The organism is Pseudarthrobacter sp. LMD1-1-1.1 (assembly GCF_040676255.1).
Lineage (GTDB): Bacteria > Actinomycetota > Actinomycetes > Actinomycetales > Micrococcaceae > Arthrobacter.
The window spans coordinates 944,666-971,482 of sequence record NZ_JBEGHP010000001.1 but is presented as its reverse complement, the minus strand read 5'-3'; the positions used below and the strand labels follow the sequence as shown (position 1 = coordinate 971,482).

22 protein-coding genes and 1 tRNA gene are annotated in these 26,817 nt (G+C 67.2%); 9 read left to right on the top strand and 14 right to left on the bottom strand.

All coding sequences use genetic code 11. The annotated features are described in order from the left end of the window. Positions 1 to 114 precede the first annotated feature (114 nt). From rho to argS, 6 genes are all read right to left on the bottom strand, one after another. Positions 115 to 2,253, bottom strand: a complete 2,139-nt coding sequence (gene rho, locus MRBLMD1_RS04655) for a transcription termination factor Rho (RefSeq protein WP_364397802.1) — start codon at positions 2,251 to 2,253, stop codon at positions 115 to 117. A gap of 292 nt (positions 2,254 to 2,545) precedes the next feature. Next, on the bottom strand, positions 2,546 to 3,520 hold the full coding sequence (gene thrB, locus MRBLMD1_RS04650; RefSeq protein WP_159631636.1) for a homoserine kinase: 975 nt from the start codon (positions 3,518 to 3,520) through the stop codon (positions 2,546 to 2,548). A 2-nt stretch (positions 3,521 to 3,522) separates the two neighbouring features. After that, a complete protein-coding gene (thrC, locus tag MRBLMD1_RS04645; protein ID WP_224026471.1) occupies positions 3,523 to 4,629 on the bottom strand; it encodes a threonine synthase in 1,107 nt (368 codons plus the stop codon). Then, positions 4,630 to 5,946 (bottom strand): homoserine dehydrogenase, encoded by a 1,317-nt coding sequence (locus MRBLMD1_RS04640; protein WP_159631634.1) that lies wholly within the window; start codon positions 5,944 to 5,946, stop codon positions 4,630 to 4,632. Further along, the gene (gene lysA / locus MRBLMD1_RS04635) at positions 5,947 to 7,419 is read right to left on the bottom strand and encodes a diaminopimelate decarboxylase (RefSeq protein WP_364397799.1); all 1,473 of its coding nucleotides are present in this window, start codon (positions 7,417 to 7,419) and stop codon (positions 5,947 to 5,949) included. It abuts the gene before it with no gap. 5 nt (positions 7,420 to 7,424) lie between these two features. Then, positions 7,425 to 9,089: an arginine--tRNA ligase gene (argS, locus tag MRBLMD1_RS04630; protein WP_159631632.1), complete on the bottom strand. Its 1,665-nt coding sequence runs from the start codon at positions 9,087 to 9,089 to the stop codon at positions 7,425 to 7,427. A 322-nt stretch (positions 9,090 to 9,411) separates the two neighbouring features. On the opposite strand from argS, the gene MRBLMD1_RS04625 reads away from it, so the two are divergent. From MRBLMD1_RS04625 to MRBLMD1_RS04610, 4 genes are all read left to right on the top strand, one after another. Beyond that, on the top strand, positions 9,412 to 9,825 hold the full coding sequence (locus tag MRBLMD1_RS04625; RefSeq protein WP_364398022.1) for an FMN-binding protein: 414 nt from the start codon (positions 9,412 to 9,414) through the stop codon (positions 9,823 to 9,825). A 3-nt stretch (positions 9,826 to 9,828) separates the two neighbouring features. Then, positions 9,829 to 10,701, top strand: a complete 873-nt coding sequence (locus tag MRBLMD1_RS04620; protein WP_364397796.1) for an FAD:protein FMN transferase — start codon at positions 9,829 to 9,831, stop codon at positions 10,699 to 10,701. Further along, a complete protein-coding gene (locus MRBLMD1_RS04615; protein ID WP_364397794.1) occupies positions 10,698 to 12,245 on the top strand; it encodes a ferredoxin--NADP reductase in 1,548 nt (515 codons plus the stop codon). The genes MRBLMD1_RS04620 and MRBLMD1_RS04615 overlap by 4 nt, the downstream gene beginning before the upstream one ends. A 112-nt stretch (positions 12,246 to 12,357) precedes the next feature. Continuing rightward, positions 12,358 to 12,430: transfer RNA gene (locus MRBLMD1_RS04610), tRNA-Arg, on the top strand. Positions 12,431 to 12,523: 93 nt separating this feature from the next. Here MRBLMD1_RS04610 and MRBLMD1_RS04605 read toward each other — a convergent pair. Next, a complete protein-coding gene (locus MRBLMD1_RS04605) occupies positions 12,524 to 13,474 on the bottom strand; it encodes a cation diffusion facilitator family transporter (RefSeq protein WP_364397792.1) in 951 nt (316 codons plus the stop codon). A gap of 124 nt (positions 13,475 to 13,598) precedes the next feature. On the opposite strand from MRBLMD1_RS04605, the gene MRBLMD1_RS04600 reads away from it, so the two are divergent. The 3 genes from MRBLMD1_RS04600 (at position 13,599) to hrpA (ending at position 19,100) form a co-directional block, all read left to right on the top strand. Beyond that, positions 13,599 to 14,651: a M4 family metallopeptidase gene (locus tag MRBLMD1_RS04600; RefSeq protein WP_364397790.1), complete on the top strand. Its 1,053-nt coding sequence runs from the start codon at positions 13,599 to 13,601 to the stop codon at positions 14,649 to 14,651. 59 nt (positions 14,652 to 14,710) lie between these two features. Continuing rightward, the gene (locus MRBLMD1_RS04595; RefSeq protein ID WP_159631627.1) at positions 14,711 to 15,046 is read left to right on the top strand and encodes a protealysin inhibitor emfourin; all 336 of its coding nucleotides are present in this window, start codon (positions 14,711 to 14,713) and stop codon (positions 15,044 to 15,046) included. Positions 15,047 to 15,110: 64 nt separating this feature from the next. After that, positions 15,111 to 19,100 (top strand): ATP-dependent RNA helicase HrpA, encoded by a 3,990-nt coding sequence (gene hrpA / locus MRBLMD1_RS04590; RefSeq protein ID WP_364397788.1) that lies wholly within the window; start codon positions 15,111 to 15,113, stop codon positions 19,098 to 19,100. Between the two features lie 73 nt (positions 19,101 to 19,173). On the opposite strand, the gene MRBLMD1_RS04585 is transcribed toward hrpA, so the two are convergent. The 3 genes from MRBLMD1_RS04585 to MRBLMD1_RS04575 are packed head-to-tail and all read right to left on the bottom strand — an operon-like array spanning position 19,174 to position 21,673. Then, positions 19,174 to 19,602 carry an HIT family protein gene (locus MRBLMD1_RS04585; RefSeq protein WP_159631625.1) on the bottom strand — a complete coding sequence of 143 codons (429 nt, stop codon included), beginning with the start codon at positions 19,600 to 19,602 and terminating at the stop codon, positions 19,174 to 19,176. Beyond that, on the bottom strand, positions 19,599 to 20,783 hold the full coding sequence (locus tag MRBLMD1_RS04580; RefSeq protein WP_159631624.1) for an NAD(P)-dependent alcohol dehydrogenase: 1,185 nt from the start codon (positions 20,781 to 20,783) through the stop codon (positions 19,599 to 19,601). The genes MRBLMD1_RS04585 and MRBLMD1_RS04580 overlap by 4 nt, the downstream gene beginning before the upstream one ends. Next, positions 20,780 to 21,673 (bottom strand): sulfurtransferase, encoded by an 894-nt coding sequence (locus MRBLMD1_RS04575; RefSeq protein WP_364397785.1) that lies wholly within the window; start codon positions 21,671 to 21,673, stop codon positions 20,780 to 20,782. Before MRBLMD1_RS04575 ends, MRBLMD1_RS04580 begins: the two co-directional genes overlap by 4 nt. Positions 21,674 to 21,766: 93 nt before the next feature. Between MRBLMD1_RS04575 and MRBLMD1_RS04570 the strand changes: the two genes are divergently transcribed. Further along, on the top strand, positions 21,767 to 22,870 hold the full coding sequence (locus MRBLMD1_RS04570; RefSeq protein WP_364397783.1) for a PLP-dependent cysteine synthase family protein: 1,104 nt from the start codon (positions 21,767 to 21,769) through the stop codon (positions 22,868 to 22,870). Here MRBLMD1_RS04570 and MRBLMD1_RS04565 read toward each other — a convergent pair. Further along, positions 22,867 to 23,523, bottom strand: coding sequence for an MBL fold metallo-hydrolase (locus tag MRBLMD1_RS04565; RefSeq protein WP_159631621.1), 657 nt, complete (start codon positions 23,521 to 23,523; stop codon positions 22,867 to 22,869). The genes MRBLMD1_RS04570 and MRBLMD1_RS04565 overlap by 4 nt on opposite strands. A gap of 104 nt (positions 23,524 to 23,627) precedes the next feature. Here MRBLMD1_RS04565 and MRBLMD1_RS04560 point away from each other — a divergent pair, with 104 nt between their 5' ends. After that, positions 23,628 to 24,089, top strand: coding sequence for a Fur family transcriptional regulator (locus MRBLMD1_RS04560; RefSeq protein ID WP_364397781.1), 462 nt, complete (start codon positions 23,628 to 23,630; stop codon positions 24,087 to 24,089). Here the strand turns inward: MRBLMD1_RS04560 and MRBLMD1_RS04555 are convergent. Genes MRBLMD1_RS04555 through MRBLMD1_RS04545 form a run of 3 tightly spaced genes read right to left on the bottom strand, consistent with a single transcriptional unit; the run spans position 24,067 to position 26,749 of the window. Then, positions 24,067 to 24,951, bottom strand: coding sequence for a metal ABC transporter permease (locus tag MRBLMD1_RS04555; RefSeq protein WP_364397779.1), 885 nt, complete (start codon positions 24,949 to 24,951; stop codon positions 24,067 to 24,069). The genes MRBLMD1_RS04560 and MRBLMD1_RS04555 overlap by 23 nt on opposite strands. Then, the gene (locus MRBLMD1_RS04550) at positions 24,951 to 25,766 is read right to left on the bottom strand and encodes a metal ABC transporter ATP-binding protein (protein WP_364397777.1); all 816 of its coding nucleotides are present in this window, start codon (positions 25,764 to 25,766) and stop codon (positions 24,951 to 24,953) included. Before MRBLMD1_RS04550 ends, MRBLMD1_RS04555 begins: the two co-directional genes overlap by 1 nt. Beyond that, positions 25,763 to 26,749 (bottom strand): metal ABC transporter solute-binding protein, Zn/Mn family, encoded by a 987-nt coding sequence (locus tag MRBLMD1_RS04545; RefSeq protein WP_364397775.1) that lies wholly within the window; start codon positions 26,747 to 26,749, stop codon positions 25,763 to 25,765. Before MRBLMD1_RS04545 ends, MRBLMD1_RS04550 begins: the two co-directional genes overlap by 4 nt. Between the last annotated feature and the right edge of the window lie 68 nt (positions 26,750 to 26,817).

Genomic DNA, 26,817 nt, shown 5'->3' with positions numbered 1-26,817 from the left:
GAGCGTGGCGGCTCACGTCCGTCAGGACTGAGCCGCCACGCGAAGGGGCGGGGGCGGAAAATCCGCGCGGCCCCCAAGCCGCGGGATTTTCCGGCACCCCGCCCCTTTACTCAGCTACTTGTCGTTATCCGACTTCGCACCAAGCGTCGTCTTCTGGACCTGCATGAGGAACTCGACGTTGCTCTGGGTTTCCCGGATCTTGTTGGTGAGCAGTTCAAGGCTCTGCTGGGTCTCGAGTCCGGAGAGGACGCGGCGCAGCTTCCACATGATCTTGACTTCTTCGGGCGAGAGCAGGTTCTCTTCGCGGCGGGTACCGGATGCGTTGACATCCACGGCCGGGAAGATGCGCTTGTCTGCCAGCTGGCGGGACAGGCGTAGTTCCATGTTGCCGGTGCCCTTGAACTCTTCGAAGATGACCTCGTCCATCTTGGAGCCGGTCTCAACGAGGGCGGTGGCCAGGATGGTGAGCGAGCCGCCGTTTTCGATGTTGCGGGCGGCACCGAAGAAGCGCTTGGGCGGGTAGAGGGCTGCGGAGTCCACACCACCGGACAGGATGCGGCCGGAGGCCGGTGCTGCCAGGTTGTAGGCACGGCCCAGGCGGGTCATGGAGTCCAGCAGGACCACCACGTCCATGCCCATTTCCACGAGGCGCTTGGCGCGTTCGATGGAAAGTTCGGCCACGGTGGTGTGGTCGTCTGCGGGACGGTCGAAGGTGGAGGCAATGACTTCCCCCTTGACGGTGCGCTGCATGTCCGTGACTTCTTCGGGCCGTTCGTCAACCAGCACCATCATGAGGTGGACCTCAGGGTTGTTGGTGGTGATCGCGTTGGCGATGGACTGCAGGATGAGCGTCTTGCCGGCCTTGGGCGGGGAGACGATCAGGCCGCGCTGGCCCTTGCCGATCGGGGCGACGAGGTCGATGACGCGGGGGCCGATCTTCTTGGGGTCGGTCTCGAGGCGCAGGCGCTCCGACGGGTACAGCGGAACCAGCTTGGCGAATTCGACGCGGTCCTTGAGTTCTTCCGGCGTCTTGCCATTGACGGACGTGACGCGGACCAGGGCGTTGAACTTCTGGCGGTTGGACTGCTGGCTGCGGTCTTCGCCTTCGCGCGGTGCACGGATTGCGCCTACCACGGCGTCACCCTTGCGCAGGTTGTACTTCTTGACCTGGGCCAGGGAGACGTAGACGTCGTTGGGGCCGGGCAGGTAGCCGGAGGTGCGGATGAACGCGTAGTTCTCCAGGACGTCGAGGATGCCGGCGACCGGCAGCAGCACGTCGTCGTCGGTGACCTCGACGTCGTCTACGTCCGGGCCCTGGTTGCGGCCTCGGCGGCGGTCGTTGCGGTCGCGGAAGCGGTCGTTGCGCGAGTTGTCCCGGTCCTGGCCGCCGGAACGGTCGTTGCGGTCATTCCGGTCACGGCGGTTACGGCGGTTGCGGCGGCTTCCGCCGTCGGCGTCGTCGTTGTCGCGGTTGTCCCGGCCGCCATCGCGCTGGCCGGCTTCGCGGCTGCCGGCATTGTCGCGGCCGCCATCGGAATCGCGGGTGTTGTCACGGCCGCGGGTGCGGCCGCCGTCACGGCGTTCGGTGCGCTGGCCGGCGTCCCCTGCTTCTGCGGGGGTTTCGGTGCGCTGTTCACCTGCACGCTGTTCGCCTGCACGCTGTTCCGCGGCCGGCTGCTCTGCCGGGGTTTCCACCGGGGCTTCCTGGACGGAGGCGGCAGCGGCTTCGCCGCGGCGGCGGTTGCGGGTGCGCGGCTGGCGGCGCTCGGGGGCGCCTTCCGTTGCCTCGGTGGTTTCCGTGGGGGCGGCCGACGGCGCCTCGACGGCTGCAGCGGCAGGTGCGGCAGCGGTTTCCACGACGGGAGCTTCGGTTGCCGGTGCAACCACGCCGTCACTGACAGCGCGGCGGCTGCGGCCGCGTCCGCGGGCACGGGTGCCTTCAGCGGCAGGAGCTTCCGCGGCAGCGGCCTCCGGAGCGGCTGCGGCAGGAGCCACGCTGCTTTCCGGAGCCTTTTCCGTTGCCTTCGCAGGAGTCTTGACGGTCAGGGTCCCTGCGCGGTGGGCGGAGATGGCCGAAACCAGGTCCCCCTTGCGCATGCGGGAGCCGCCGGAGATGCCGAGCTGGCTGGCGAGGGCCTGCAGCTGGGCGAGCTTCAGGCCGGCGAGGCCACTGCTCTTGGCGGGTGCGGCCGATGATTCGGCAGCAGAAGTTGTGTGTTCCACAGCTGGCGACAGCTCAGTGGTTTCGGTCACGAAGGATCCTTCCCCCTCGACGGCGTCCAGACTGGGAGCTGGACGCGATGATTTGATCTGGGCTGCAGTTCAGATCTGCAGCCGGATTTCAGCCTTGCCGGTTGGATTTCGGCCAGCAGGGCCGGATACTGATTCACCTTGCGCTGCGCCCACGGCGCAACGCCTGACTGACGCTTCAGGGGCAGTTGGATGCTGCAGATTCCTGCGACAGACCAAGCAGGTGGCACCGGAATACATTCACAGTGGTAGATCAAACAGCAACTGAATGCAGGAGCAGATCAGATAGGCGGAATTACCGCCGGTGCACGTCCACCTTAGCACCTTCAACGTCCACTGCGAGCTTCAGCACGCGCCAGCCAATGTCCGGCGTGTTCTCCGATGTAAAGGCCTCAATGAAGGCCAGTGCATCACTGGCCTGCGCTTCGCCGTTGGCCAGCACCAGGACGGTTGGCCCGGCGCCGGAAACCACTGCTGCGTAGCCTGCTTTACGGAGGGCGCCGATGAGCGCCGCACTGGGCCGCATGGCTTCCGCCCGGTAGCTCTGGTGCAGGTAGTCCTCGGTGCCCGGCAGGAGAAACTCAGGCTTTTGCGTCAATGCATGGATCAGCAGCGCCGCACGGCCCGAATTCATGGCCGCCGCATGGTGTCCCACTGATGCGGGCAGCAGGGCGCGGGCTGCTTCGGTGGACAGTTCGAAGTCGGGTACCGCCACGATGGGGATGATCGAACCGGTAACGGTGGCAGTGGTGCTGCTGTACTGCTCACTGTCCTGCCATGACAGCGCCAGTCCGCCGAAAATCGCGGGTGCGACGTTGTCCGGGTGGCCTTCCATTTCGCTGGTGAGCTGCAGGATCCAGTCGCGGCCGCGCTGGTTTTCCGCTGGAACCATGGCATTGGCGGCAGACACAGCCGCCACGACCGCCGAGGCGGACGAGCCCAGCCCCCTGCCGTGCGGGTTGACGTTTTCGGCAGTCACCTTCAGGCCGCCGTGGCGGAATCCCAGCCGTTCAAAGGCCGCATCCATGGCCCGGACCACCAGGTGGCTGGCATCCCGGGGAAGGGTTTCCGCCCCTTCGCCGCGCAGGTCAAAGACGAGTTCGTCCGTGTCCAGGCTTTCCACGGTCAGGGTGTCGTGCAGGGCCAGGGCAAGCCCCAGGCTGTCGTAGCCGGGACCAAGGTTGGCCGTGGTGGCGGGGACGCGGACAGTGACGCGCTGGCCCGGCTCAATCAGTTGCAGTCCGACGGCGGCCTGCGAGGTGGTGTCCAAGGTTATTTTTCTTCCAGTCCCAGCTCAGCGGCTACGGTGACGACGTCGTTGGGGACCTTGACCGGCTGGACATCGCTGCCGTCCTCGGTGCGCAGGGCCCACTGGGGATCCTTGAGTCCGTGGCCTGTGACGGTGATGACGATGGTTTTTCCGCTGGGGACCTCGCCGGCGGCGTGCTTCTTGAGCAGTCCGGCCACGCCTGCGGCGGAACCGGGCTCCACGAAGACGCCTTCCTTGGACGACAGCCAGCGGTGGGCGTTCAGGATCTCCTCATCGGTGACGGCCTCGATGAGCCCGCCGGATTCGTCACGGGCGCCGACGGCACCGTCCCAGGACGCCGGGTTTCCAATGCGGATGGCAGTGGCGATGGTGTCCGGTTCCGTGATGGGGTGGCCTGCGACGAAGGGGGCGGCACCGGCGGCCTGGAAGCCCCACATGGCAGGTGTCCTGGTGGATACGGCGGGAAGTGTGCCGGCCGTCTCCGATTCGAAGGGAGCGGAGTACTCTTTGTAGCCCTTCCAGTAGGCCGTGATGTTGCCGGCGTTGCCCACGGGCAGAACGTGGATGTCCGGTGCGTCACCCAGGGAATCGACCACTTCGAAGGCGCCGGTCTTCTGGCCCTGGATGCGGGCGGGATTTACCGAGTTCACCAGGAAGACGGGGTAGGACTCCCCCAGCTTGCGGGCTATGTCCAGGCAGTTGTCGAAGTTGCCGTCCACCTGGAGGAGGGTGGCCCCGTGGGCGATCGCCTGGCTGAGCTTGCCCATGGAGATCTTGCCTTCGGGCACCAGCACCGCGCACTTGAGGCCGGCGGCCGTGGCGTAGGCAGCAGCAGAGGCGGACGTGTTGCCGGTGGAAGCGCACACAACGGCCTTCGCGCCGGAGGCAACTGCTGCCGTCATCGCCATGGTCATGCCACGGTCCTTGAAGGAGCCGGTGGGGTTCATGCCTTCCACCTTGAGGTAGACCTCGGAACCGGTGAGTTCGGAGAGCTTCTGCGCGTGCACCAGCGGGGTGCCGCCCTCGCCCAGGGTGATGACCCTGGTGGACTCCGTCACGGGCAGACGGTCAGCGTATTCGCGGATGACACCGCGCCATTGGTGAGCCACTTAGACTCCTTCTACCCGCAAAACGGATGTAACTGAATTGATGACGTCCAGGCCCTTCACGGCCTCGACGGTGGCTGCAAGGGCAGCCTCTGACGCACGGTGGGTGACGATCCGCAGTTCGGCCGACTCCACGTTGGAAGCTGAATCGCGGTGGATGGTCTGCCGCATGATTTCGATGGAGACGCCGTGCTCGGCGAAGAGCTGGGCGATCTTTGCCAGGACGCCGGGCTGGTCGGCGACGTCCAGGCCAATGTAGTAACTCGTGGTGGCCGCGTCGATGGGCAGCGCGGGAACGTGGCCCGTGGTGGTTTCGGTGCGGCCGGGACCGCCCAGGACCAGGCGCCTGGCTGCTGACACGAGGTCGCCCAGGACAGCGGATGCCGTCGGGGTGCCCCCGGCGCCCTGGCCGTAGAACATCAGCTCTCCGGCGTTTTCGGCCTCGATGAATACCGCGTTGAAGGCACCGCGGACGGCGGCCAGCGGGTGTTCGCGCGGCAGCAGGGTGGGGTGCACGCGGACGGACACGCCTTCCTTGCCGTCGGCGTCGGTCAGTTTCTCCGCGATGGCCAGCAGCTTGATGACGAAGCCGGCGTCCTTTGCGGCGGCGATGTCCGAAGCACTGACGGACGTGATTCCCTCGCAGTGGACATCGTCCAGCGCAAAGCGGGTGTGGAAGGACAGTGACGCGAGGATGGCGGCCTTGGCGGCGGCGTCGTGGCCTTCGACGTCGGCAGTGGGGTCTGCTTCGGCGTAGCCAAGGCGCTGGGCTTCGGCGAGGGCATCGGCGAACTGGGCGCCGGTGGTGTCCATCTGGTCAAGGATGAAGTTGGTGGTGCCGTTGACGATGCCCAGCACCCGGGTGATGCGGTCGCCCGAGAGGCTGTCGCGGATGGGGCGCAGGATCGGGATGGCGCCGGCCACCGCGGCCTCGTAGGACAGCTGGACGCCGGCTTTGTCCGCTTCTTCGTAGAGCGTTGGGCCGTCCTGGGCCAGGAGTGCCTTGTTGCCGGTGACAACGCAGGCGCCGTTGCGCAGCGCGGAGAGGATCAGGGTGCGGGCAGGCTCGATGCCGCCCATCAGTTCGATCACCAGGTCCGCGTCCTTGACGAGGGTTTCGGCGTCGGTGGTGAAGAGCTCCTGCGGCAGGTCCACGTCGCGGGCGGCGTTGACGTTGCGCACGGCGATGCCGCTGAGCTGCAGGCGGGCACCGGTGCGGGCAGCGAGGGCGTCGGCGTCCTCAATGAGGATCCGCGCAACCTGGGCTCCAACGTTGCCACAGCCCAGCAGGGCTACTTTCAGCGTTCGCATTTCCGTCATTCAGGCTCCCATGTCGCGGTTCAGCAGATCTTCTTCGGTTTCCCCGCGGACAATCAGCCGGGAAGATCCGTCGCGCACCGCGACAACGCCCGGCCGGGCCAGATAGTTGTAGTTGCTCGAGAGGGCCCAGCAGTAGGCGCCGGTTCCCGGTACAGCAAGCAGATCACCGGCTGCCACGTCCTCGGGCAGATATACATCTCTAACAACTATGTCGCCGCTCTCGCAATGTTTGCCCACTACGCGGGACAGCTGCGGGGCGGCGCTGGAGGTGCGGGAGGCCAGGACTGCCGAATAATCCGCGTCGTACAGCACCGGGCGGGCGTTGTCGCTCATGCCGCCGTCCACCGAAACATACCGGCGGGGATACGTAACGTTGTTGCCCGCGTCACTGTCACCGGACGTACCGGGTGCGTCCACGCGGACCGTCTTCAGCGTGCCCACTTCATACAGGGTGAAGGTAGTGCTGCCAACGATCGCGCGTCCCGGTTCAATGGAGATGCGCGGCGCGTCGATGCCCAGTTCGGCGCAGGTGGAACGCACAACGGCGGCCATCGCGTTGGCGATCTCCGCGGCAGGGCGCGGGGTGTCCACCGGCGTGTAGGCGATCCCGTAGCCGCCGCCAAGGTCCAGTTCCGGCAGGATGATGGAGTACTTTTCCTGCATGGCGGCCAGGAAGCGCAGCAGCTTCTCGGCGGCCAGCGCAAAGCCGTCCGGCTCGAAGATCTGGGAGCCAATGTGGCAGTGCAGGCCGAGCAACTCGATACCGGGATGCGCTGATGCAGCGGCCACCGCTTCCTCGGCAGCGGAGATCCCCGCTTCATCGGTGGTGTCGGCGGCCATGGACAGGCCGAACTTCTGGTCCTCGTGGGCGGTGGCAATGAATTCGTGCGTGTGGGCATGCACGCCGGGGGTGAGCCGCAGCATGACCTTCGCCTGCTCCCCGCGCCCCTGCGCGATCGCACCGACGCGCACGAGCTCATCGAGGCTGTCCACCACGATCCGCCCCAGGCCCATGTCAAGCGCCCTGTGGATCTCGCCGTCGGACTTGTTGTTGCCGTGCAGGGCGACGTCCGCCCCGGGAATTCCGGCCCGGTAGGCCACGGCGAGTTCCCCGCCCGAGGCCGTGTCCAGCCGCAGCCCCTCTTCCTCCACCCAGCGGACCACTGCGGTGCAGAGGAACGACTTGCCGGCGTAGTAGACGTCCACTCCCCCGCAGATATCCGCGAAGGCGTTGTTGAACGCGTCGCTGAATGCCCTGGCCCGGGCACGGAAGTCGTTCTCGCTCATCACGAAAAGCGGGGTCCCGTATTGCCGCTGCAACTCGCTGACGGGGATGCCGCCAATGGCGAGTTCACCGTCGGCGTTGCGCGCTGCGTCGCCGGCCCACATTGGTTCGTGGAGGGCATTGAGGTCATCCGGAACGGCAAGCCACTCCGGGGCAAGCGGAGAGCCCTGTGCTGCTGTGTGCGTCATGGGTCCTACATCCGTTCCGGCGCGGAAACGCCCAGCAGGTCAAGGCCGTTCGCCAGCACCTGGCTGGTGGCGTCATTAAGCCAGAGCCGGGTGCGGTTGAGGTCCGTGACGGGTTCTTCACCCATGGGGGCAATACGGCAGGCGTCGTACCAGCGGTGGTACGCCCCTGCGATGGCCTCCAGGTGGCGCGCCACGCGGTGCGGTTCGCGCAGTTCGGCAGCCTTGGCCACGATGGACGGGTAGCTGCCCAGGTAGGACAGCAGCTCGTTTTCCGTGGCGTGGTCCAGGAGCGACGCATCGAAGCTGTCCTGGCCGTCCACCTGGCGTTCGACGCCGGCGGCCACAGCGTTGCGCGCGGCGCCCCGGGAGCGGGCGTGGGCGTACTGGACGTAGAACACCGGGTTCTCGTTGCTGTGCTTCTTCAGCAGTTCCGGATCAAGGGTCAGCGGCGAGTCGGCGGGGAACCGTGCCAGGGAGTAGCGGACGGCGTCCTTGCCCAGCCAGTCGATCAGGTCCTTGAGTTCGATGATGTTGCCGGCGCGCTTGGACAGCTTGGCGCCGTTGACGGACACCAGCTGGCCGATCAGGACTTCGATGTTCACCTCGGGATCGTCACCGGCAGCGGCGGCGATGGCCTTGAGCCGGTTGATGTAGCCGTGGTGGTCGGCACCCAGGAGGTAGATCTTCTCCGTGAAGCCACGGTCCTTCTTGGACAGGTAGTAGGCAGCGTCCGCGGCGAAGTACGTGGGCTCACCGTTGGCGCGGATCATGACGCGGTCCTTGTCGTCGCCAAAGTCCGTGGTCCGCAGCCACACCGCACCACCGTCGTCGAACACGTGGCCCTGCTCGCGAAGGCGCGCCACGGCACTCTCAATGGCGCCGGCGTCGTGCAGCTCCTGCTCGGAGAAGAAGACGTCGAACTCGACGCCGAAGTCCGCCAGGGTGGCCTTGATGTCCTTCATCTGGGCCTCGTAGGCGGCGGCCCGGATGACCGGCAGGGCGGCCACTTCGGTGAGCTCACGGATGTCCGGGTGCGCGGTGAGGACTTCATGGCCAAGCTCGGCGATGTACTGCCCGGGGTAGCCGCCGTCCGGCACCGGAAGGCCGTGCAGGCGGGAGTAGACGGAGTTGGCGAAGGTGTTCATCTGCGAGCCGGCGTCGTTGATGTAGTACTCCGCGGTGACATCAGCGCCCGAAGCGCGCAGCACGCGGGCGATCGAGTCGCCCAGGGCGGCCCAGCGGGTGTGCCCGATGTGCAGCGGCCCGGTGGGGTTGGCGGAGACGAACTCCATGTTGACGGTGCGCCCGGCGAGCGCAGTGTTGGTGCCGTAGTCTTTGCCGGCCTCGACGATGGCCTTGGCCAGGGCACCGGCGGCTGCGGCGTCCACGGTGATGTTCAGGAATCCTGGCCCGGCGATATCCACGGCGGAGACGCCGTCGATGGACTTGAGCCGGCTGCTGAGGACGGCGGCGAATTCGCGCGGATTGGTGCCGGCCTGCTTGGCGAGCTGGAGGGCGATGTTGGTGGCCCAGTCGCCGTGGTCCCTGTTCTTGGGTCGCTCCACGCGCACCTCAGCCGGAATGGCTGATGCCGCAAGGTCGATATCGCCGGCGGCGACGGCGTCCTTGAGGCAGGCGGATATGGCGAGGGAAAGTTCTTCGGGAGTCACCCCTCTAGCGTACCGGGGGCCAGTGACAGCAAAGAATTTGGGCTGTGTGTGCCCCCGGCGGAGTGCAAAAGAAATCTTCCGGGCCGGTTCCGTGAACCATTCGGGCGGATCCGGCGTTGACTAAACCGTAGCCACTGCCGCACGGCGCCGCCCCACAGCAGGTGGCAGCCCGCGGAAGTGAACAGCCCACAGAGAAACGAGAGCCTTCATGAGACCCTCCATCCCTAAAAGCCCCGTCACTCCCGGGAGTACTTTTGCCTTAAAGGGCCCTTCTGTTTCCACAGTCCTGCTCCGGAGAAGCCTCTTCGCCGGTATCGCAGGGCTGTCCCTGGCGGGAACCGTGGCGGGCTGCGCGCCGTCCACCGCCGACAGCACCCCCGGCACTGCCGCGGCACCGGGCGCCCCCACTGCCGGATCCTCCGCCCTGGCCAGCAGCGGCGGCACCTACAAAGACGGCACCTACAGTGCGGACGGCAACTACGTCTCGCCCAACGGCACGGAAACGGTGGGTGTGCAGCTGACGCTGGCAGCGGGAAAAGTCACGGACGTCCAGATCACCCAGCACCCGTCCAACCCCAACACCCGCAAATTCCAGGGCCAGTTCGCCGGGGGCATCGCAGCCCAGGTGGTGGGCAGGAACATCGATGAACTCAACGTTTCCAAGGTTTCCGGGTCCTCACTGACCAGCGGAGGGTTCAACCAGGCGCTGGAGAAGATCAAGGCGGAGGCGCACTAGGCGGTGTCCGCGACGGACCGGGAGGACTTTTCGTTCCAGGGGATCGGTACCGGCTGGCACATCACCACTCCCCTGCCCTTGCCCGCAGCCGTGCGGACACGGGTCCTGGGCAGGGTGGAAAAGTTCGACGGCGAGTGGTCCCGGTTCCGTGCCGACTCCCGCGTTGCAGCCATGGCCCGGCGGCCCGGACGCTACTCCTTCCCGGAGGAGGCCGCGCCACTGGGTGAGCTGTACCGGCAGCTTTACGACCTGACGAACGGCGCCATGACACCCCTCATAGGCGGCAGCTTGGAGCGCCTGGGGTATGACGCAGCGTACTCCCTCCGGGCAGCGGGGCCGCCGCTCCCGGCACCGGACTGGGAATCGGTCCTCACGTGGTCCGGAACGGTCCTGACTGCCGGCGCCCCGGTGGTCCTGGACATTGGCGCCGCCGGCAAGGGCCTGCTGGTGGACCTGCTGGCGCAGGAGCTGGCGGCCGCCGGTGTGGGCGGGTTCGTCATTGATGCCGGCGGGGACCTGCTGGCCCGCGGAACCGGACCCGTCAGCGTGGCGCTTGAACACCCCTACAACCCGGCACAGGCGATTGGCGTGGTGGACCTGGAGGGCCGTGCCCTGTGTGCGTCGGCCGCCAACCGGCGCGCCTGGGGCGACGGACTGCACCACGTCCTGGACGGAACCACCGGGCAGCCGGTCCGGACCGCCGTCGCCACCTGGGCACTGGCGGAGACGGCCATGGTTGCCGATGCCCTCGCCACCGCCCTCTTCTTCGTTCCGGGCGCCCTGCTCCACGAGGCGTTCGACTTTTCCTGGCTGACGGTCTTTTCCGACGGCAGCGCAGCCTATTCCGCCGAATTCGAAGGGAAGCTGTTCGCATGAGCCCCGTGGACACACCACAAACCGGCCCGGCCCCCTCCCTGACGGGCCGGATAGGCACCGCCGTGGGCAGGTTCACCATGTACCGGCTCATCCTTGTGGTCCTGGCAGTACTCGCCGCCTACAGCCTGCTGCTGAATGTGCTGGGCTGGCTGACGTTCGGAATCCCGGAAATGCTGGCACACCTGGCGCTGTGCCTGGGCTTGACCTACGCCGCCAACCGGGCCCTGGCGGCACTCTTCCGGGTCAACCCCCATACCGAGTCCTCGCTGATCACCGGGCTGCTGCTCTATTTCCTGTTCTGGCCGTCCCTGCAACCGAGGGACCTGGCGGGGGTGGCGCTGGCGTGCGTGCTGGCGTCGGCGTCCAAATACGCACTGGCGTGGCGCGGACGGCACATATTCAATCCCGCCGCGGCCGGCGCGTTTGCCACCGGACTCACCGGGCTGAACATCGCCACGTGGTGGGCCGCGACGCCGGCCATGCTCTGGGTGCTGGTCCCGGGCGTACTCGTGGTCCTGCACCGGACACGCAAGGTGCTGATGGCATCCGTGTTCACGGGGGCAGCCACCGCGATCATTACCCTTGAACTGCTTCGCTCGGGGATGACGGCCGGGATGGGCGTCTGGCAGGCCCTCGCCCAGCGTCCTGTGCTCTTCTTTGTGGGCTTCATGCTGACCGAGCCCCTGACATTGCCGCCGCGGCGGCCCCAGCAGCTGGCACTTGCAGCTGTGGTTGGGGTGCTCTTCGCGGTGCCGTGGAATTTGGGCATTGTGGCCAACTCCCCGGAGGCGGCGCTGCTGGCGGGCAACCTGCTGGCTTTCCTGGCGGGCCAGCGCGGGGCCGTAAAGCTCCGGTTCGCAGGGACCCGCCCGCTGACGCCCACCACCGCCGAGTTCTCGTTCGAGCCCGCCCGGCCGGTACGTTTCCTTCCCGGACAGTACATGGAGCTGGACCTGCCGCAGGCCAGGCCGGATGGAAAAGGCCGGCGCCGGGTGTACAGCCTGACCGGCTCCCCTGACGAGCGCCTGGTGAAGTTCGGCGTCCGGACGGCGGGCCCTCTGTCTGCGGCAAAGGCGGCGCTCCTGGCGCTGCAGCCGGGTGACGAAGTGACAGCCACGGCGGTGGGCGGCGACTTCGTCCTGCCGCGGGATCCCCGCCGGCCGGTGCTGCTCATCGCGGCGGGCATCGGCATCACGCCATTTGTGTCCCACCTGTCCTCCGGGGCCCTGCGGGAGCGGGACGCTGTGCTCCTGCTCCTGGCCAGGAGCGCTGATGAGGTGGCCTACGCGGAAGAACTCGGGACGTCCGGCATGCGTGTACTGGTGCGGCTGGCGGATGGCTCCGACCCGCCTGCCGGCCTGGCCTCCGCGTCCGCCGGCGCGTCCGGCCGGCTGGATGGAACGGCGCTTGCAGCGCTTGTCCCGGATATCGACCGCCGGGAGGTTTACGTTTCCGGCTCGCCCGCAAGCGTCGCATCCCTCCGCCGCGCGGCCAGGCGGGCCGGGGCGCGGCGGGTCCGGACGGACTCTTTCTCGGGCTACTGAGGCTGCTTCGGCAACCACCCTGGACTGGTCCGGGCGGCGGTTTTCCCTTGCGGGCCACCTTCCTGCTAAGCTCTAGGACGTCCCGCCGGGAACGGCAGGATATCCGGAAATTGCCCTCGTAGCTCAGGGGATAGAGCGTCTGCCTCCGGAGCAGAAGGCCGTAGGTTCGAATCCTACCGAGGGCACATGGAAACCCCCGCCGCTTCTTGAAGCGGCGGGGGTTTTTCGTTCCCGTGCGTCCTGCCCCCTGCCGGTCCGGGCCGCCGGAAGGCGCCGGCTCAGAAACGCAGGGCTGCCTCGTCAAGGGTTGCCAGGGTCAGGACGGCTTCCTCTACCGTTTCGTGGTCCTCCAGCTCACGCTCAATCCGGCGCAGGGCCACCGCCACCTCGTGCTCCGGGTGGTCCCCCTCCAGGTCCACCGCCGCCACCAGGTACAGCTTGCGCGGGCCGACGAATTCCAGGTGCAGGTAGGTGAGCCGGGCGATGTCGCGGTGCTCCAGCACCCGCCGGGCCATGGAGCGCTCGATGTCCGGGGTGACGCCCTGGCCCACCAGGAACCGCCTGTTGCGGTCGATCAGGACAACCGCGACGACGGCGAGCAACACGCCGACGACGATCGAACCGATCGCGTCCGGCAGGGGCGAGCCGGTGACCTGGTGCAGGAATACGCCCACGAACGCCACCGCGAGGCCGATCAGCGCGGCGGCATCCTCGGCGAAGACCGCGCGCAGGGTGGGATCGGAGCTGATCAGGACCTGTTCAAGGGTGTGCCGTTCCAGCTCGTGGGCCGCCTTCCGGGTCTGGCGGAACGCCTGGACGAAGGAGACTCCCTCGAAGACGAAGGCCACGGCAAGGACGATGTACGCCACGGTGAAGTCCGCAGCCGGTTCAGGGGCAATGATCTCCTGGATGCCGTGCATGATGGACACCACTGCCCCGGCGGTAAATAGGCCGAACGCGGCGAACATCGACCAGACATAGGCTTCCCGGCCGTATCCCATGGGGTGGCTCTTGTCCCGGGGCCGGGCAGAGCGGCGCTCCGCGAAGAACAGGAACACCTGGTTTCCGGTATCCGCCCAGGAATGCGCTGCCTCCGCGGCCATCGAGGCCGAGCCCGAAAGGACAGCGGCCACTGACTTTGCCGCCGCCACGAGCACATTCGCCACGAAGGCGATGATGACAGTCAGCAGGGTGGAGCTGGATTTGGTTCGCTTTTCGGTTTCAGCCATGCGCCTACCGTACCCAGCCCTGCCCGCTCCAGCGCCCGGCGGCTGCTGAATTCGTGCCGGTGGCGTCCCTGTCATTGTCGGCGGCTCCTCTTAGGCTGATTTCACCTAGTTGAGGGGGTACGCCATGCACGTTCCATTCTGTTCAATCATTCCGCCGTACATGCTCCGGCGGCTGGCGCAGCAGGATGCGCCGGAGTTCTCGTCCGCGGCAAGCGCCGCCAGGAAGGCGCTGGGCCACGTCGAATCGTTCCGGGCTGCGCGTTCGCAGGCTGTTCCGGCCCTTCCGCCGGGCCTGCGGCCGGAAAAGCCAGGACCCGTCAACCGCGCCGTCTACGACGCCGGCGGGGACGAAACCCTCCCGGGCAGGCCTGTCCGCGAAGAAGGCGGACCCGCCACCGGCGATGCCGCTACGGACGAGGCCTATGACGGGCTGGGGAACACGCACAGGCTGTATGCCGACGCCTTCGGGCGGGATTCGGTGGACGGCCGCGGGCTGAAGCTGGACGCCACGGTGCACTTCGGCAAGCTGTACGACAATGCCTTCTGGAACGGCAGCCAGATGGTCTTCGGCGACGGCGACGGCGACGTCTTCGAGCGCTTCACCAAATCCGTCAGCGTCATCGGTCACGAGCTGGCACACGGGGTCACCCAGTACTCGGCGGGGCTTGTGTACCGCAACCAAGCGGGTGCCCTGAACGAATCCATGTCCGACGTCTTCGGCGCGCTCGTTGAGCAGTACGTCAAGAACCAGACCACCGCGCAGGCCAGCTGGCTGATCGGGGAAGGGCTCTTTACGTCCAAGGTCCAGGGGCGGGCCCTGCGGTCCATGAAGGCGCCGGGGACCGCGTACGACGACGACGTGCTGGGCAAGGACCCGCAGCCTGACTCCATGGACTCCTACGTCCGGACCAGCGCGGACAATGGCGGCGTGCATATCAACTCCGGCATCCCCAACCGCGCCTTCTACCTGGTGGCGGAGGCACTGGGCGGCTGCGCGTGGGAGGCTCCGGGCCGGATCTGGTACGAGACCCTGACCAACGGTTCCCTGCCGCCCGCCGCCACGTTCACCGTCTTTGCCCGTGCCACGGTCCGCGCTGCCGCCGACCTTTTTGGTCCGGAGTCCCCGGAGCATGACGCCGTGGGGGCGGCGTGGGAAACTGTGAAGGTCAAGGTTTAACCACTGCCCGGCGGCCCGCTCACTGGCCCCGGGCCGTATGGAAGCCCAGGGGCCAGGCCATGAAGATCAAGGTGGAGCGCACCGGCGGGATCGCGGCAATCACGCGCGTGTGGACGGTGGACGCCCGGACGGACAGCGACCTCAGCCAGTGGCAGCCCATTGTCGAGGCCTGCCCGTGGGATGCGGTTCCCAGCACTCCACGGGCAGCCGCGGCGGCCTTCGAGGCGCCCCGGCCGGACCGCTTCATCTACTCCATCACGGCCGGGCAGCGCAGGGCTGCCCTGCCCGAGCATGCCCTCACCGGTCCATGGCGCATCCTGGTTGATACCGCGCGGGCCGCCGCGGAGGAAGCCGGCGGACCACTTCCCGGCGCGGACACCGGCGGGCCCGGCTGAGGGCGGCCGGCGGCCGGGAAACGACGAAGGGGCGGTTCCCTACGGCAGTAGACTGTCTGCAGCCATGACTTTTCATATCTCCTATCCCGCCGAGCTGCCGGTTTCCGAGCGCCGCGAGGACCTGATGGCCGCCATCGCCGCCAACCAGGTGACCATCATCGCCGGCGAGACCGGCTCCGGAAAGACCACCCAGATCCCCAAAATGTGCCTGGAACTGGGACTGGGCGAGAAAGGCCTCATCGGGCACACCCAGCCGCGCCGGCTGGCAGCGCGGACGGTAGCCGAGCGCATCGCAGAGGAGCTCGGTGTCGAGATCGGGCAGGAAGTAGGCTTCCAGGTCCGGTTCACGGGTGAGGTCAGCAAGGCGACCAAGGTCAAACTCATGACCGACGGCATCCTGCTCGCCGAGATCCAGCGGGACAAACTGCTGCGCAAGTACAGCACCATCATCATTGACGAGGCGCACGAACGCAGCCTCAACATCGACTTCATCCTGGGCTACCTCAAGCGGGTCCTCCCCCAGCGGCCGGACCTGAAGGTCATCATCACCTCGGCCACCATTGATCCCGAACGGTTCGCCAAGCACTTCGGCACCCCGGACGACCCGGCCCCCATTGTGGAGGTGTCCGGCCGGACCTACCCGGTGGAAATCCGCTACCGCCCCCTCTCGCAGCCGAAAGCGGACGAAGAAGACGCCTCTGACGACGAACTTGAGGAAGACCGCGATCCGCTGGACGCCGTCTGCGATGCCGTGGACGAACTTGCCGCCGAAGCCCCGGGGGACATCCTGGTGTTCTTCTCCGGCGAGCGCGAAATCCGGGACGCCGCGGAAGCATTGCAGGCCCGCATCCAGTCCAACCGCAGGCTGGCCAACACCGAGATCCTTCCCCTGTTTGCGCGCCTGAGCCTGCAGGAGCAGCACAAGGTGTTCCATCCGGGCACCAAGCGACGCATCGTGCTGGCCACCAACGTGGCGGAAACGTCACTGACAGTTCCGGGCATCAAATACGTCATCGATACCGGCACCGCCCGCATTTCCCGGTACTCGCACCGCACCAAGGTCCAGCGCCTGCCCATCGAGCGCGTCTCGCAGGCGTCGGCCAACCAGCGCTCGGGCCGCTGCGGCCGCGTGTCCGACGGCATCGCCATCCGGCTGTACTCCGAGGAAGACTTCGAATCCCGGCCCCGGTTCACCGATCCTGAGATCCTGCGGACCAACCTCGCCGCCGTCATCCTCCAGATGACCGCCATGGGCGTGGCAAGGGGGCCCAAGGACGTGGAGGACTTCCCCTTCGTCGAACCGCCGGAAACCCGGGCCATCAACGACGGCGTCACCCTCCTTCGCGAGCTCGGCGCCCTGGCTCCCCCGCGCTCCCAAGGTACCGGGACCAAGGCTGAAGCAGCCGGCGGCAGGGGCGGGCCGCAGGGCGGCGGCCTCACCGCCGTCGGGCAGAAACTTGCCCAGCTGCCCGTGGATCCGCGCCTGGGCCGCATGATCGTGGAAGCGGGAAAGCGCGGCTGCGTCCGCGAGGTCATGGTGCTGGCTGCCGCGCTTACCATCCAGGACCCGCGCGAACGGCCCACCGACAAGCAGCAACTTGCCGCGGAAAAGCACAACCGCTTCCGGGACGAAAACTCTGACTTCAACGGCTACCTCAACCTCTGGAACTACCTGCAGGAGAAGCAGCAGGAGCTCTCGTCATCGGCCTTCCGGCGGCTGTGCCGCGCCGAGTTCATCAACTACCTGCGGGTGCGGGAGTGGCAGGACCTCTTCACCCAGCTGCGCCAGCTTGCCCGTCCGCTGGGGATCACGCTGGACAACAAGCGCCTGGCGGATCCCGTGGGCAACCACGACGGCATCCATATCAGCCTGCTCTCCGGACTCCTTAGCCACATCGGCATCCTGGACGAGCGCAAGCGCGAATACGCCGGCGCCCGGGGCAGCCGCTTCGCGATCTTCCCCGGATCGGCGCTGTTCAAGAAGTCCCCCACGTTTGTCATGGCGGCCGAGCTGGTGGAGACCAGCCGGCTTTGGGCCAGGGTGGCCGCCAAATTCGATCCGGTATGGGCTGAGCAGGTGGCCCCGGACCTGGTGAAGCGCAGCTACAGCGAACCCCATTGGTCCACCAAGCAGGGCGCGGTCATGGCCTACGAAAAGGTCACCCTCTACGGCGTTCCGATCATCGCCCAGCGGCGGATCAACTACGGCCGGGTGGATCCGGTGGTTGCCCGTGAGCTGTTCATCCGGCATGCCCTGGTGGAAGGCGACTGGCGTACCCACCACAAGTTCTTCCACCGCAACCGGGCGCTCCTGCACGAGGTGGAGGAACTCGAGGCCCGCATGCGCCGCCGCGACCTGCTGGTGGATGACGAAACGCTGTTCGAGTTCTACGACGCCAGGATCGGCCCCGACGTGGTGTCCGAGCGGCACTTCGACAAGTGGTGGAAGGATGCCCGCCGGGAGAACCCGGACCTCCTGGATTACGACAAGTCACTGCTCCTCAGCGATGACGCCGACGACCTGGACGTCTCCGCCTACCCGAAGACCTGGCTACACAAGGGCTTCGAGCTTCCGCTGACGTACGAATTCCATCCGGTGGCACCGGGCTCAGCCCCCGACCCGTCCGACGGCGTCACTGCCGAAGTGCCGGTCCTGTTCCTGAACCAGCTCGACGACGCCCCGTTCCGGTGGCTGATCCCCGGCCAGCGGGTGGAGCTGGTGACCGCCCTGATCAAGTCGTTGCCCAAGCAGATCCGGAAGAACTTCGTCCCCGCCCCCGATGTCGCCCGGCAGGCAGTTGCCGTCCTCGAGTCCGACTTCGATCCCGCCACGGACGATCTGGAGCCCTCGCTGGAGCTTGCGCTGCGGCGGATCCGCGGCGCGGTCATCCCGCCCGGCTCCTGGAACTGGGACGCGGTCCCCCCGCACCTGCGCGTCAGTTTCAAGGTGGTGGACAGCAAGGGCAAAGTCCTGGGCGAGGGCAAGGACCTCGCCGGGCTTCAGGAGCAGCTTGCCCCCGCCACCCGGCGTGCCATCGCCGAATCGCTTGGCGCCACCCCGGCCTCCACTGCGCCCGGAGCCGCCCCTAACGGGCAGCGCCGGAAGGGAAAGGCGTCCGACGGCGGCCCACCGGCCCGTCAGCAGGGCGCCGGGGTGCCGGGAGCCCCGGCCACGGCAGGGTTCGTGGAGCAGGAAGGCCTGACCGAATGGACCTTCGGCACCATCAAACGCCAGGTGAGCAGCATGGTCAAGGGCCACACAGTTACCGGTTATCCGGCGCTGGTGGACCAGGGCAAGACGGTAGCCTTGCGCGTGTTCCAGACGTCAGAAGAACAGCTCGACGCCATGCGCGGCGGGGTGATCCGGCTGCTGGCACTGCGCGTTCCGGCGCCGGACCGCTACGTCCTGGAGCACCTGAGCAACACCGAGAAACTCACGTTCAGCCAGAACCCGCACGGCTCGGTGTCGGCCCTGATCGCGGACTGTGCGCTGGCGGCCATCGACAAGCTCACGCCACCGGAACTGCCCTGGGACCGCCAGGCCTTTGACGCCCTGTATGAGCTGGTGCGCGCTGAACTGATTGACACCGTCTTCACGGTCACGGCCGTCGTCGAGCGCATCCTGGCCAGCACCCGGCGGATCGAAAAGCAGCTCAAGGGCACCACCAGCCTGGCCCTGATCAGTGCGCTGAACGACGTCAGGAGCCAGCTGGAGCAACTGGTGTACCCGGGTTTTGTGGCACGCACGGGCTACGCCCAGCTCAGCCAGCTTCCGCGGTACCTTGCGGCCATCGAGAAGCGGCTGGAGCGCCTGCCCGGGAACGTGCAGCGGGATGCCCTGAACATGGCAGTGGTGCAACGGCTGGAAGACGACTACGACGACGCCGTGTCGGCGCTGCTGCCGGGGCGGCGTGCCGGACGGGAGTTAACCCAGGTGCGCTGGATGATCGAGGAACTCCGGGTGAGCCTGTTCGCCGTCGAGCTCGGAACTGCCTACTCCGTGTCCGAGAAGCGCATCCGAACAGTGCTGAACAAGGCCCTCGCCCCGGCCTGAACACCTTCTGCTGCTCAGCGCGTCCTGCGTGCCCGGCCGGCAAAAGCCGGGCACGCAGGACGATGACGGGACGTCAGGCCGCAGGTACGAAGTCCCCGTAGCCGGCCGTCCGGAGGCCCTCGCGGAGCTTTTCGGCGTTGGCATCCAGTACTGCGGGATCGGGATTCTGGTCCGCTGAGCCGAAGTCGAAGTCGGCCATGCTTTGCGACGGCCACACGTGCACATGCAGGTGGTTGACCTCGTAGCCGGCCACGATCAGCCCGGCCCGCCGGGCGCGGAAGATGTCCACCTGGACCGCACCGATCCGCCGTGCCACTTCCATGACCCTGGCCAGGGTCTCCGGCGTGGCGTCAGTCCACCGGTCCACTTCTTCGGTGGGGACCACCAGTGTGTGGCCGTCGGCAAGCGGTCCGGTGGTAAGGAACGCCGCGACGTCGTCCTCGCGCCAGACGAACCGGCCGGGAATCTCGCCCTTCAGGATCTTTGTGAACAGGGTGCTCATGCGTCTGCCTCCTCGGCTGCTGCCTGCAGCGTGCTGGTGTCCAGCACGAACCGGTACTTTACGTCTCCAGCGACCATCCGGTCGTAGGCTTCATTCAGCTGTCCGGCGGCCACCATCTCGATATCGGCAGCCACGCCGTGCTCGGCGCAGAAGTCGAGCATCTCCTGCGTTTCGGCAATGCCGCCGATCAGTGAGCCTGCATAGGCGATCCTGCGACGGATCAGGGCACCCGGATTGACCGGCGGCATGGCTTCGGAGGGCAGCCCCAGCTGGAAGAGCGCGCCATCCACGCGCAGGGTGCGGAAGAAGGGGTTCAGGTCGTGGGGGGCCGCAACAGTATCGATGATGAGGTCGATGCTGCGGTTCGCGGCGGCCATCGCGGCCTCATCGCGGGACAGGACAACCTCATCCGCGTCCAGTTCCAGGGCGGCCGCAACCTTGGATTCGGATGTAGTGAACACCACCACCTTCGCGCCCATGGCCTTGGCCAGCTTGACCGCCATGTGGCCCAGGCCGCCAAGCCCCACGACGCCCACCACGTCGCCTTCCTCCACGTCGAAGTGGCGCAGCGGCGAAAATGTGGTGACGCCGGCACACAACAGTGGCGCGGCGGCTGCCGGATCCAGCGATTCCGGTACGCGCAGGACGTAGCGGCGGTCCACCACGATGGACGACGCATAACCGCCCTGGGTGATGGCGTCCCCGTTCCGCCGGTCCTTTGCGCCGTAGGTGCCGGTCATCCCCTTTTCGCAGTATTGCTCAAGGCCGTCCAGGCAGCTTTCGCATTCGCGGCAGGAGTCCACCATGCAGCCAACGCCCACGCGGTCGCCCACTGCGAAATCGGTGACGTTCGAACCGGTCCTGCTGACCGTTCCCACGATTTCGTGGCCGGGGACCAGGGGGTATGTCTGGCCGCCCCATTCTCCGCGGGTGGCGTGCACGTCGGAGTGGCAGAGCCCGCAGAACTCGATGGCGATTTCCACATCGTCCGGTTTTGGGGCGCGTCTGGCGACCGTCAGCGGCACCAGCCCGCTGGCTCCGGACACGGCGCCGTACGCTGCGGCGCGCACGCCGGAGTCCGGGGCTGCCACTGCTGGGGCTCCGGCGGCTGCGGGCGCGGCTCCGGCCACGGGCGGAATGGGATGGGCAAGGGGCGGTGGTACGGGACGTCCTGGTGTCATAGTGCGACGCTACCCCCGGCTCCGCCGGAGATTCCACCCGGAGCCGCGCCGTCCCCAGGTTCCGCGCCGGTGGCGACCGGCAGGTCCGGGCGGTTGGACCACTCCGAGAAGGAGCCAGGGTAGAGCACAGCGGAGAACCCGGCCAGTTCCAGTGCGGCCACCTCATGCGCCGCCGTGACGCCGGAACCGCAGTAGACGGCCAACGGCCGGCCGTCCTGCACGCCCAGGGATTCGAACCTCCGCCGCAGCTCGGCCGGGGCAAGGAACCGCCCGGCCTGGTCCAGGTTCGCAGCGGTGGGGGCGCTGACTGCTCCGGGAATGTGGCCGGCACGTGGATCCACCGGTTCAATCTCGCCCCGGTACCGCTCCCCCGCCCTCGCGTCGAGCAACAGGCCGCTCTGCGGCCAGGTGGCGGCAGCACCGGCGTCGGCCACGGGCATCTGCCCGGTGCCCAGCTCAACATCGCCGGGGACGGGATGGACCGGGCCCGCCTCACGCGGCAGGCCGGCGGCACGCCAGGCGCCCAAACCGCCGTCGAGCAGGTAGACCTCGCGGACGCCGGCGTCGCGCAGCATCCACCACAGCCTGGCCGCCGCCATGTTCCCGCTGTCATCGTAGGCAACCACCACGTCACCGTTCCGCAGGCCCCACCGGCGGGCCGACTCCTGGAAACGGTCGCGGGACGGCAGCGGATGCCGGCCCCGGTCCGGCACGGCCGGATCAGCAAGCTCCGTGGCCAGGTCAACGAACACCGCGCCCGGCAGGTGCTCCGCCAGGTAGTGGTCCTGGCCATGCGGATCGCCCAGCACCCACCGCACGTCCAGCAGTACCGTCCGGAGCCCGGAAGCAAGCCTGGCTTCAAGGCCGGGGACGTCGATCAATGGCTTCATGGTGCTCCTTCTGCGGAATACGGGCCATGTGCTGGCGCCGGCAACGGTCCAACTTTAGACGGGCAGTCCGGCTGCCGCGGGTAGGCTGGTGCGGTGAAGATCGAGGGCAGCACCGGCACGGGCAGCGGCGGAACGGACCGGGACTGGGCGGACCAGGCCATCCGCACCATCACGGCGGAGAACAACCGTTCGGCAGACACCCACCTCTACTCGGTGGCCCTGCCGGAGCACTGGGGCATCCAGCTGTACCTCAAGGACGAGTCCACCCACCGGTCCGGCAGCCTCAAGCACCGGCTGGCCAGGTCGCTGTTCCTGTTCGGCCTGGTCAACGGCTGGATCCGGGAGGACACCACCATCGTCGAGGCCTCCAGCGGAAGCACCGCTGTTTCGGAGGCGTACTTCGCCCAGCTGCTGGGTCTGCCCTTCGTCGCCGTCATGGCACGCACCACCAGCCCGGAGAAGATCGCGCTGATCGAGAAGTTCGGCGGTTCATGCCTGCTGGTGGAAAACGCCTCTGACGTCTACGCGGCGGCGGAAGAGGTGGCTGCCACCTGCAACGGGCACTATATGGACCAGTTCACCTATGCGGAACGGGCCACGGACTGGCGCGGCAACAACAACATCGCCGAATCGATCTTTGGCCAGCTCAGCCTGGAGCCGCACCCGGTGCCGGACTGGATCGTGGTGGGCGCCGGCACCGGCGGAACCAGCGCCACGATCGGCCGGTACCTGCGGTACCACAGCCATCCCACCAGGCTGCTGGTGGTGGACCCGGAAAACTCCGCGTTCTACCCCGGCTGGCTGGGGGAATCAGCCGCACAGCCCACGGGCCTGCCTTCGCGGATCGAAGGCATTGGCCGGGCGCGGATGGAGCCCAGCTTCATTCCCACGGTGATCGACAGGATGGTCCAGGTCCCCGATGCGGCGTCCGTTGCTGCGATGCGCCACCTGCACTCCTTCGCGGGCCTGCACGCCGGCCCGTCCACCGGCACCAACCTGTGGGGCGTCTGGCAGACAATTGCCGGCATGCTGGCGGAGGGACGCCGGGGCAGCATCGTGTCCTTGATGTGCGACGGCGGCGAACGCTATGCGGGCAACTACTGGAACCGGGACTGGCTGGCCGGCCAGGGACTGGACCCGGCGCCGTACGAAGCGGTGATTGCGCGCTTCCTGGACACCGGGGAGTGGACCGGCTAGACCTCCACCGACTCGCGCGGTGCCAGGTGCCGGTACTCCGTGCCGTACTTGGCCCCGATCCGTTTGACGTGCCCTTCGACGATTCCCAGGCCGTTGTCGTTGAGCAGCCCGTCGTGGATCTGGAACGCACGCGGTGCCCGCACCCCGATCACAAAGTCCACTACCTCGGCGGACTTGCTCCAGGGGGCGTGCAGCGGAACCAGGAGTGTCTGGACCGTGATGCCATCCGGAATGATGAAGGAATCCCCCGGGTGGTACACGTTCTGGTCCACCAGGAAGCCGATGTTGGCCACCATGGGAATCTGGGGGTGGATCAGGGCATGCTGGCCGCCAAAGCTGCGGATGTCGAAGCCCGCCGCCTGGAACGAGGACCCCGGATCCACCGCGTGGATGCGGTCCGCGGCACCCGGAGCCTCCTGGCGCAGCTGCTCCGCCACGCCGGCGGGAGCGTGGAGCTCAAGGTGCTGGCTGCCCTGGAGGGCCTCCACCACGGCCTTGGTGTCCAAATGGTCAGCGTGTTCGTGCGTCACCAGTACGGCGTGGGCCCCGGACAGCGCCTCCGCTGATTCGGAAAAGGTTCCGGGATCCAGGACCAGGACCCCGCCTTCCTTCTCGAGCCGGACACAGGCATGGGTGTATTTGGTCAGCTTCATAAGCGCCAGCCTAGGGTCCGTTCCGGAACGCTGTCCACGAACGCCGTCCAGGAAGATCCGGCTGGTAATCTTGATGTTTGCCCCCCACGGAAGCGAGTTCGTCCATGCCTACCGGCGTCAAGGCTGATTCCGCCGCCCCGTCCCCGGCTGGAGGCGGCAAGGAACAGCGCGTTACCAAGCAGCGCAAAGCCGTCAGTGCTGCCCTTGACCGGCTGGACGACTTCGTCAGCACCCAGGAGCTCTACCGGATCCTGCAAAACCAGGGTGTGTCGGTGTCGCTTGCCACCGCCTACCGCATCCTGCAGTCACTCGCCGATGAGGGCCTGGTTGACGTGCTGCGCAACGGCGATGGCGAGGCGGTGTACCGGCGGTGCGCGGTGGCCGGCCACCATCACCACCTGTTGTGCAGGAACTGCGGGAAGGCCGTGGAGGTGGAAGCCCCCGCCGTGGAGACGTGGGCCGTGCGCACCGCGTCCGAGCATGGGTTCACCGAGGTGGACCACACGGTGGAAATCTTCGGGCTGTGCCCGGACTGCACCGCCCTTAAGGCTGCCGGGAAGCTGTAAGGACCCGCCCATTGAGGCCGCGGGCCTCCCGTACCGAGCCGATGGTACGGCACACCACGTAGATCAGGAACGACAACGTGGTGACATAGGGGCTGATGGGGATCCGGCCGCCCAGGGCCAGCAGTATCCCGCCCACCGTGGCCGTCACGGCGAAGACCACGCTGAGCACCACCGCCGCCACCGGAGATGAGGTGACCCGCAACGCCGCGGCAGCGGGGGTGATCAGCAGGGCGAGGACCAGCAGGGCGCCCACCACCTGGATGGACAGGGCCACGCTGACGCCCAGGACAATCATGAACACGATGCCCAGGCTGCGGACGGGCACTCCCCGCGCCTCAGCGAGTTCCGGATCAACGCTGGCGAAGTTGAGCGGCCGCCAGATGGCCAGCAGCACGAGCATCACGACGACGGCGGTCCCGGCGAGTACCTGGAGCTGGACTGTGTCCACGGAAACGATCTGCCCGGTCAGCAGCCCGAACTTGTTCGCCGCGCGGCCTTGGTAGAGCGACAGGAACAGGATGCCCAGTCCCAGCCCGAACGGCATGATGACCCCGATGATCGAGTTCTTGTCCCGCGCGCGGACTCCCATCAGGCCCAGCAGCAGTGCGGCCGCCACCGATCCAACCAGCGAGCCGAAGACCACATCCGCCCCGACCAGGAGTGCGAAAGCGGCTCCCGCGAAGGACAGCTCGGAAATACCGTGGACTGCGAAGGCAAGGTCGCGCTTCATGACGAAAGTGCCCACCAGGCCGCCAAGCAGCCCCAGGATGGCACCCGCCCAGATAGAGTTCTGGACCAGGACCAGCAGCTCGCCGTAGTTGTCGAAATTGAAGATGGCGCCCAGGATGCTGTCGGCGTCCATTACAGCACCTCCCCCGCCATCGTGTCCGCGCCGGCGTGGTGGTGGGTGGTGGCGTCGGGAAGGCCTACCACCACGAGCCGGCCGTTGGCGCGGATCACCTCCACATGGCTGCCGTAAAGGTCGGACAGCACGTCGGTGGTCATGACCTCATCGGGCGCTCCGACGCGGAAACGTCCCCCGGCCAGGTAGAGGACCCGGTCCACGTACTCGATGATCGGGTTGATTTCGTGGGTCACAAAGACCACGGCACTGTTGTGCTCGCGGCTCTGCTTGCTGATCAGGGCACTCACCGCCTGCTGGTGGTGCAGGTCCAGGGACAACAGGGGCTCGTCGCAGAGCAGGACCTGGGGATCGGTCGCCAGGGCCTGGGCCACCCGAAGCCGCTGCTGCTCGCCGCCGGAGAGCTGCCCCACCGGGACGCTGGCGTAGTCGGATGCACCCACGAGTTCCAGGAGCTGGTCAACTTTCCGGTTTGTCCTGCCCTGCGAGAGCCGGATTCCCCAGCGGTGGCCGTCCACTCCCAGCCCGACCAGGTCGCGGGCACGCATGGGCGTGTCCGGCGCAAAGGATTTCTGTTGGGGTATGTAGCCGATCAGGTTGCTGCCGCGTTCCACGGGGCGCCCGCCAAGCAGCGCTACTCCGGCGTGCAGTTTCTGCAGGCCCAGCAGGACCTTCAGGAAACTGGTCTTGCCACTGCCGTTGGGACCCAGCACGGCGAAGAACTCGCCGGGCCTGATGTCCAGGTCAAGGCCGTCCCAGAGCGTGCGCTGGCCGAACCTGAGGCGCGCCCCTTTGAGGCTGACGACGGAATTCACCTGTTTGTCTCCAGAACCTTGCTGATGTTGTTCACATTGTCCGTCATCCACTGCAGGTAGGTCTTGCCTTCGGGCAGTGTCTCGGTGAAGTCCACAACGGGCACTCCGGCGGTTTCCGCCGCCTTCTTCAGCGCCTCGGTCTGGGGTCCTTCCGTCTGGGCGTTGTAGCCCAGCAGGCGGACTGCCTTGGAACCGACCAGGTCCGTGGCTTCCTTCAGGACGGCGGGAGGAACGTCAGTGCCCTCTTCGATGGCGGCCGTGTACTGCTCAGGCGTCGCGTTCGCCAGCCCGGCATCTTCCAGCATGTAGAGCGGGACCGGCTCCGTGACTGCCACCCGGCCCCCTCCCCCGGCGGCTTTCATGGCATCCAGGTGGCCGTGGAGGGAGGACAGGGAGGACTTGAAGGAATCAGCGTTGGCGGAGAAGGTAGCCGCAGCGCCGGGGTCCAGCGCGGCGAGCTTGTCCGCTATGCCGTCAGCCATCCGCTCCATGGCAGGCAGGCTGTACCAGACGTGCTCGTTAAGGCCGCCGTGGTCGTGACCGTCATGGCCAGCTGCTGCCTCGGGGGTGGTGGATGGCGCTGCACTGGCAGCTTCGTCCGGGTGGGCCAGGCCGGAAACCTCGACGGCGGTCAGCACGGAGGCGCTGTCGAGCTTGCTGCTCTCCACCAGGGTGTGGATGAAGTCGTCGTAGCCGCCCCCGTTTTCGATGACGAGCTGGGCCTTGGACACAGCCAGCCGGTCCTGCGCGGTCGCCTCGTAGGAGTGCGGATCCTGCCCGGCACTGTTGATGATGGCCGTCACGTTGACCTTGTCCCCGCCGATGGTGCGGGCGATGTCACCATAGACGTTTGTTGAGGCCACAACGTTGATCCCCTGCGCCTGGTCCGCGGTCTGCGACGGCTGGGGGCCGCAGGCGCTGAGCAGGAGGCCGACACCGGCGAGGGCGGCAAGGAAAGAGCTGGCAGCGGCTGGACGGCGCACGGAAAACCTCAGTTCACACAGGATGGGGAGGACAACAGTGCCCAGCCTATACCTAAATGCGAATGATT

Bases quoted from the DNA above. Each gene is read 5' to 3' on its own strand.
- MRBLMD1_RS04640 (WP_159631634.1), bottom strand. From the start codon at position 5,946: ATGACGGAAATGCGAACGCTGAAAGTAGCCCTGCTGGGCTGTGGCAAC.
- lysA (WP_364397799.1), bottom strand. From the start codon at position 7,419: ATGACGCACACAGCAGCACAGGGCTCTCCGCTTGCCCCGGAGTGGCTT.
- MRBLMD1_RS04615 (WP_364397794.1), top strand. From the start codon at position 10,698: ATGAGCCCCGTGGACACACCACAAACCGGCCCGGCCCCCTCCCTGACG.
- MRBLMD1_RS04605 (WP_364397792.1), bottom strand. From the start codon at position 13,474: ATGGCTGAAACCGAAAAGCGAACCAAATCCAGCTCCACCCTGCTGACT.
- MRBLMD1_RS04600 (WP_364397790.1), top strand. From the start codon at position 13,599: ATGCACGTTCCATTCTGTTCAATCATTCCGCCGTACATGCTCCGGCGG.
- MRBLMD1_RS04595 (WP_159631627.1), top strand. From the start codon at position 14,711: ATGAAGATCAAGGTGGAGCGCACCGGCGGGATCGCGGCAATCACGCGC.
- hrpA (WP_364397788.1), top strand. From the start codon at position 15,111: ATGACTTTTCATATCTCCTATCCCGCCGAGCTGCCGGTTTCCGAGCGC.
- MRBLMD1_RS04585 (WP_159631625.1), bottom strand. From the start codon at position 19,602: ATGAGCACCCTGTTCACAAAGATCCTGAAGGGCGAGATTCCCGGCCGG.
- MRBLMD1_RS04580 (WP_159631624.1), bottom strand. From the start codon at position 20,783: ATGACACCAGGACGTCCCGTACCACCGCCCCTTGCCCATCCCATTCCG.
- MRBLMD1_RS04575 (WP_364397785.1), bottom strand. From the start codon at position 21,673: ATGAAGCCATTGATCGACGTCCCCGGCCTTGAAGCCAGGCTTGCTTCC.
- MRBLMD1_RS04565 (WP_159631621.1), bottom strand. From the start codon at position 23,523: ATGAAGCTGACCAAATACACCCATGCCTGTGTCCGGCTCGAGAAGGAA.
- MRBLMD1_RS04560 (WP_364397781.1), top strand. From the start codon at position 23,628: ATGCCTACCGGCGTCAAGGCTGATTCCGCCGCCCCGTCCCCGGCTGGA.
- MRBLMD1_RS04555 (WP_364397779.1), bottom strand. From the start codon at position 24,951: ATGGACGCCGACAGCATCCTGGGCGCCATCTTCAATTTCGACAACTAC.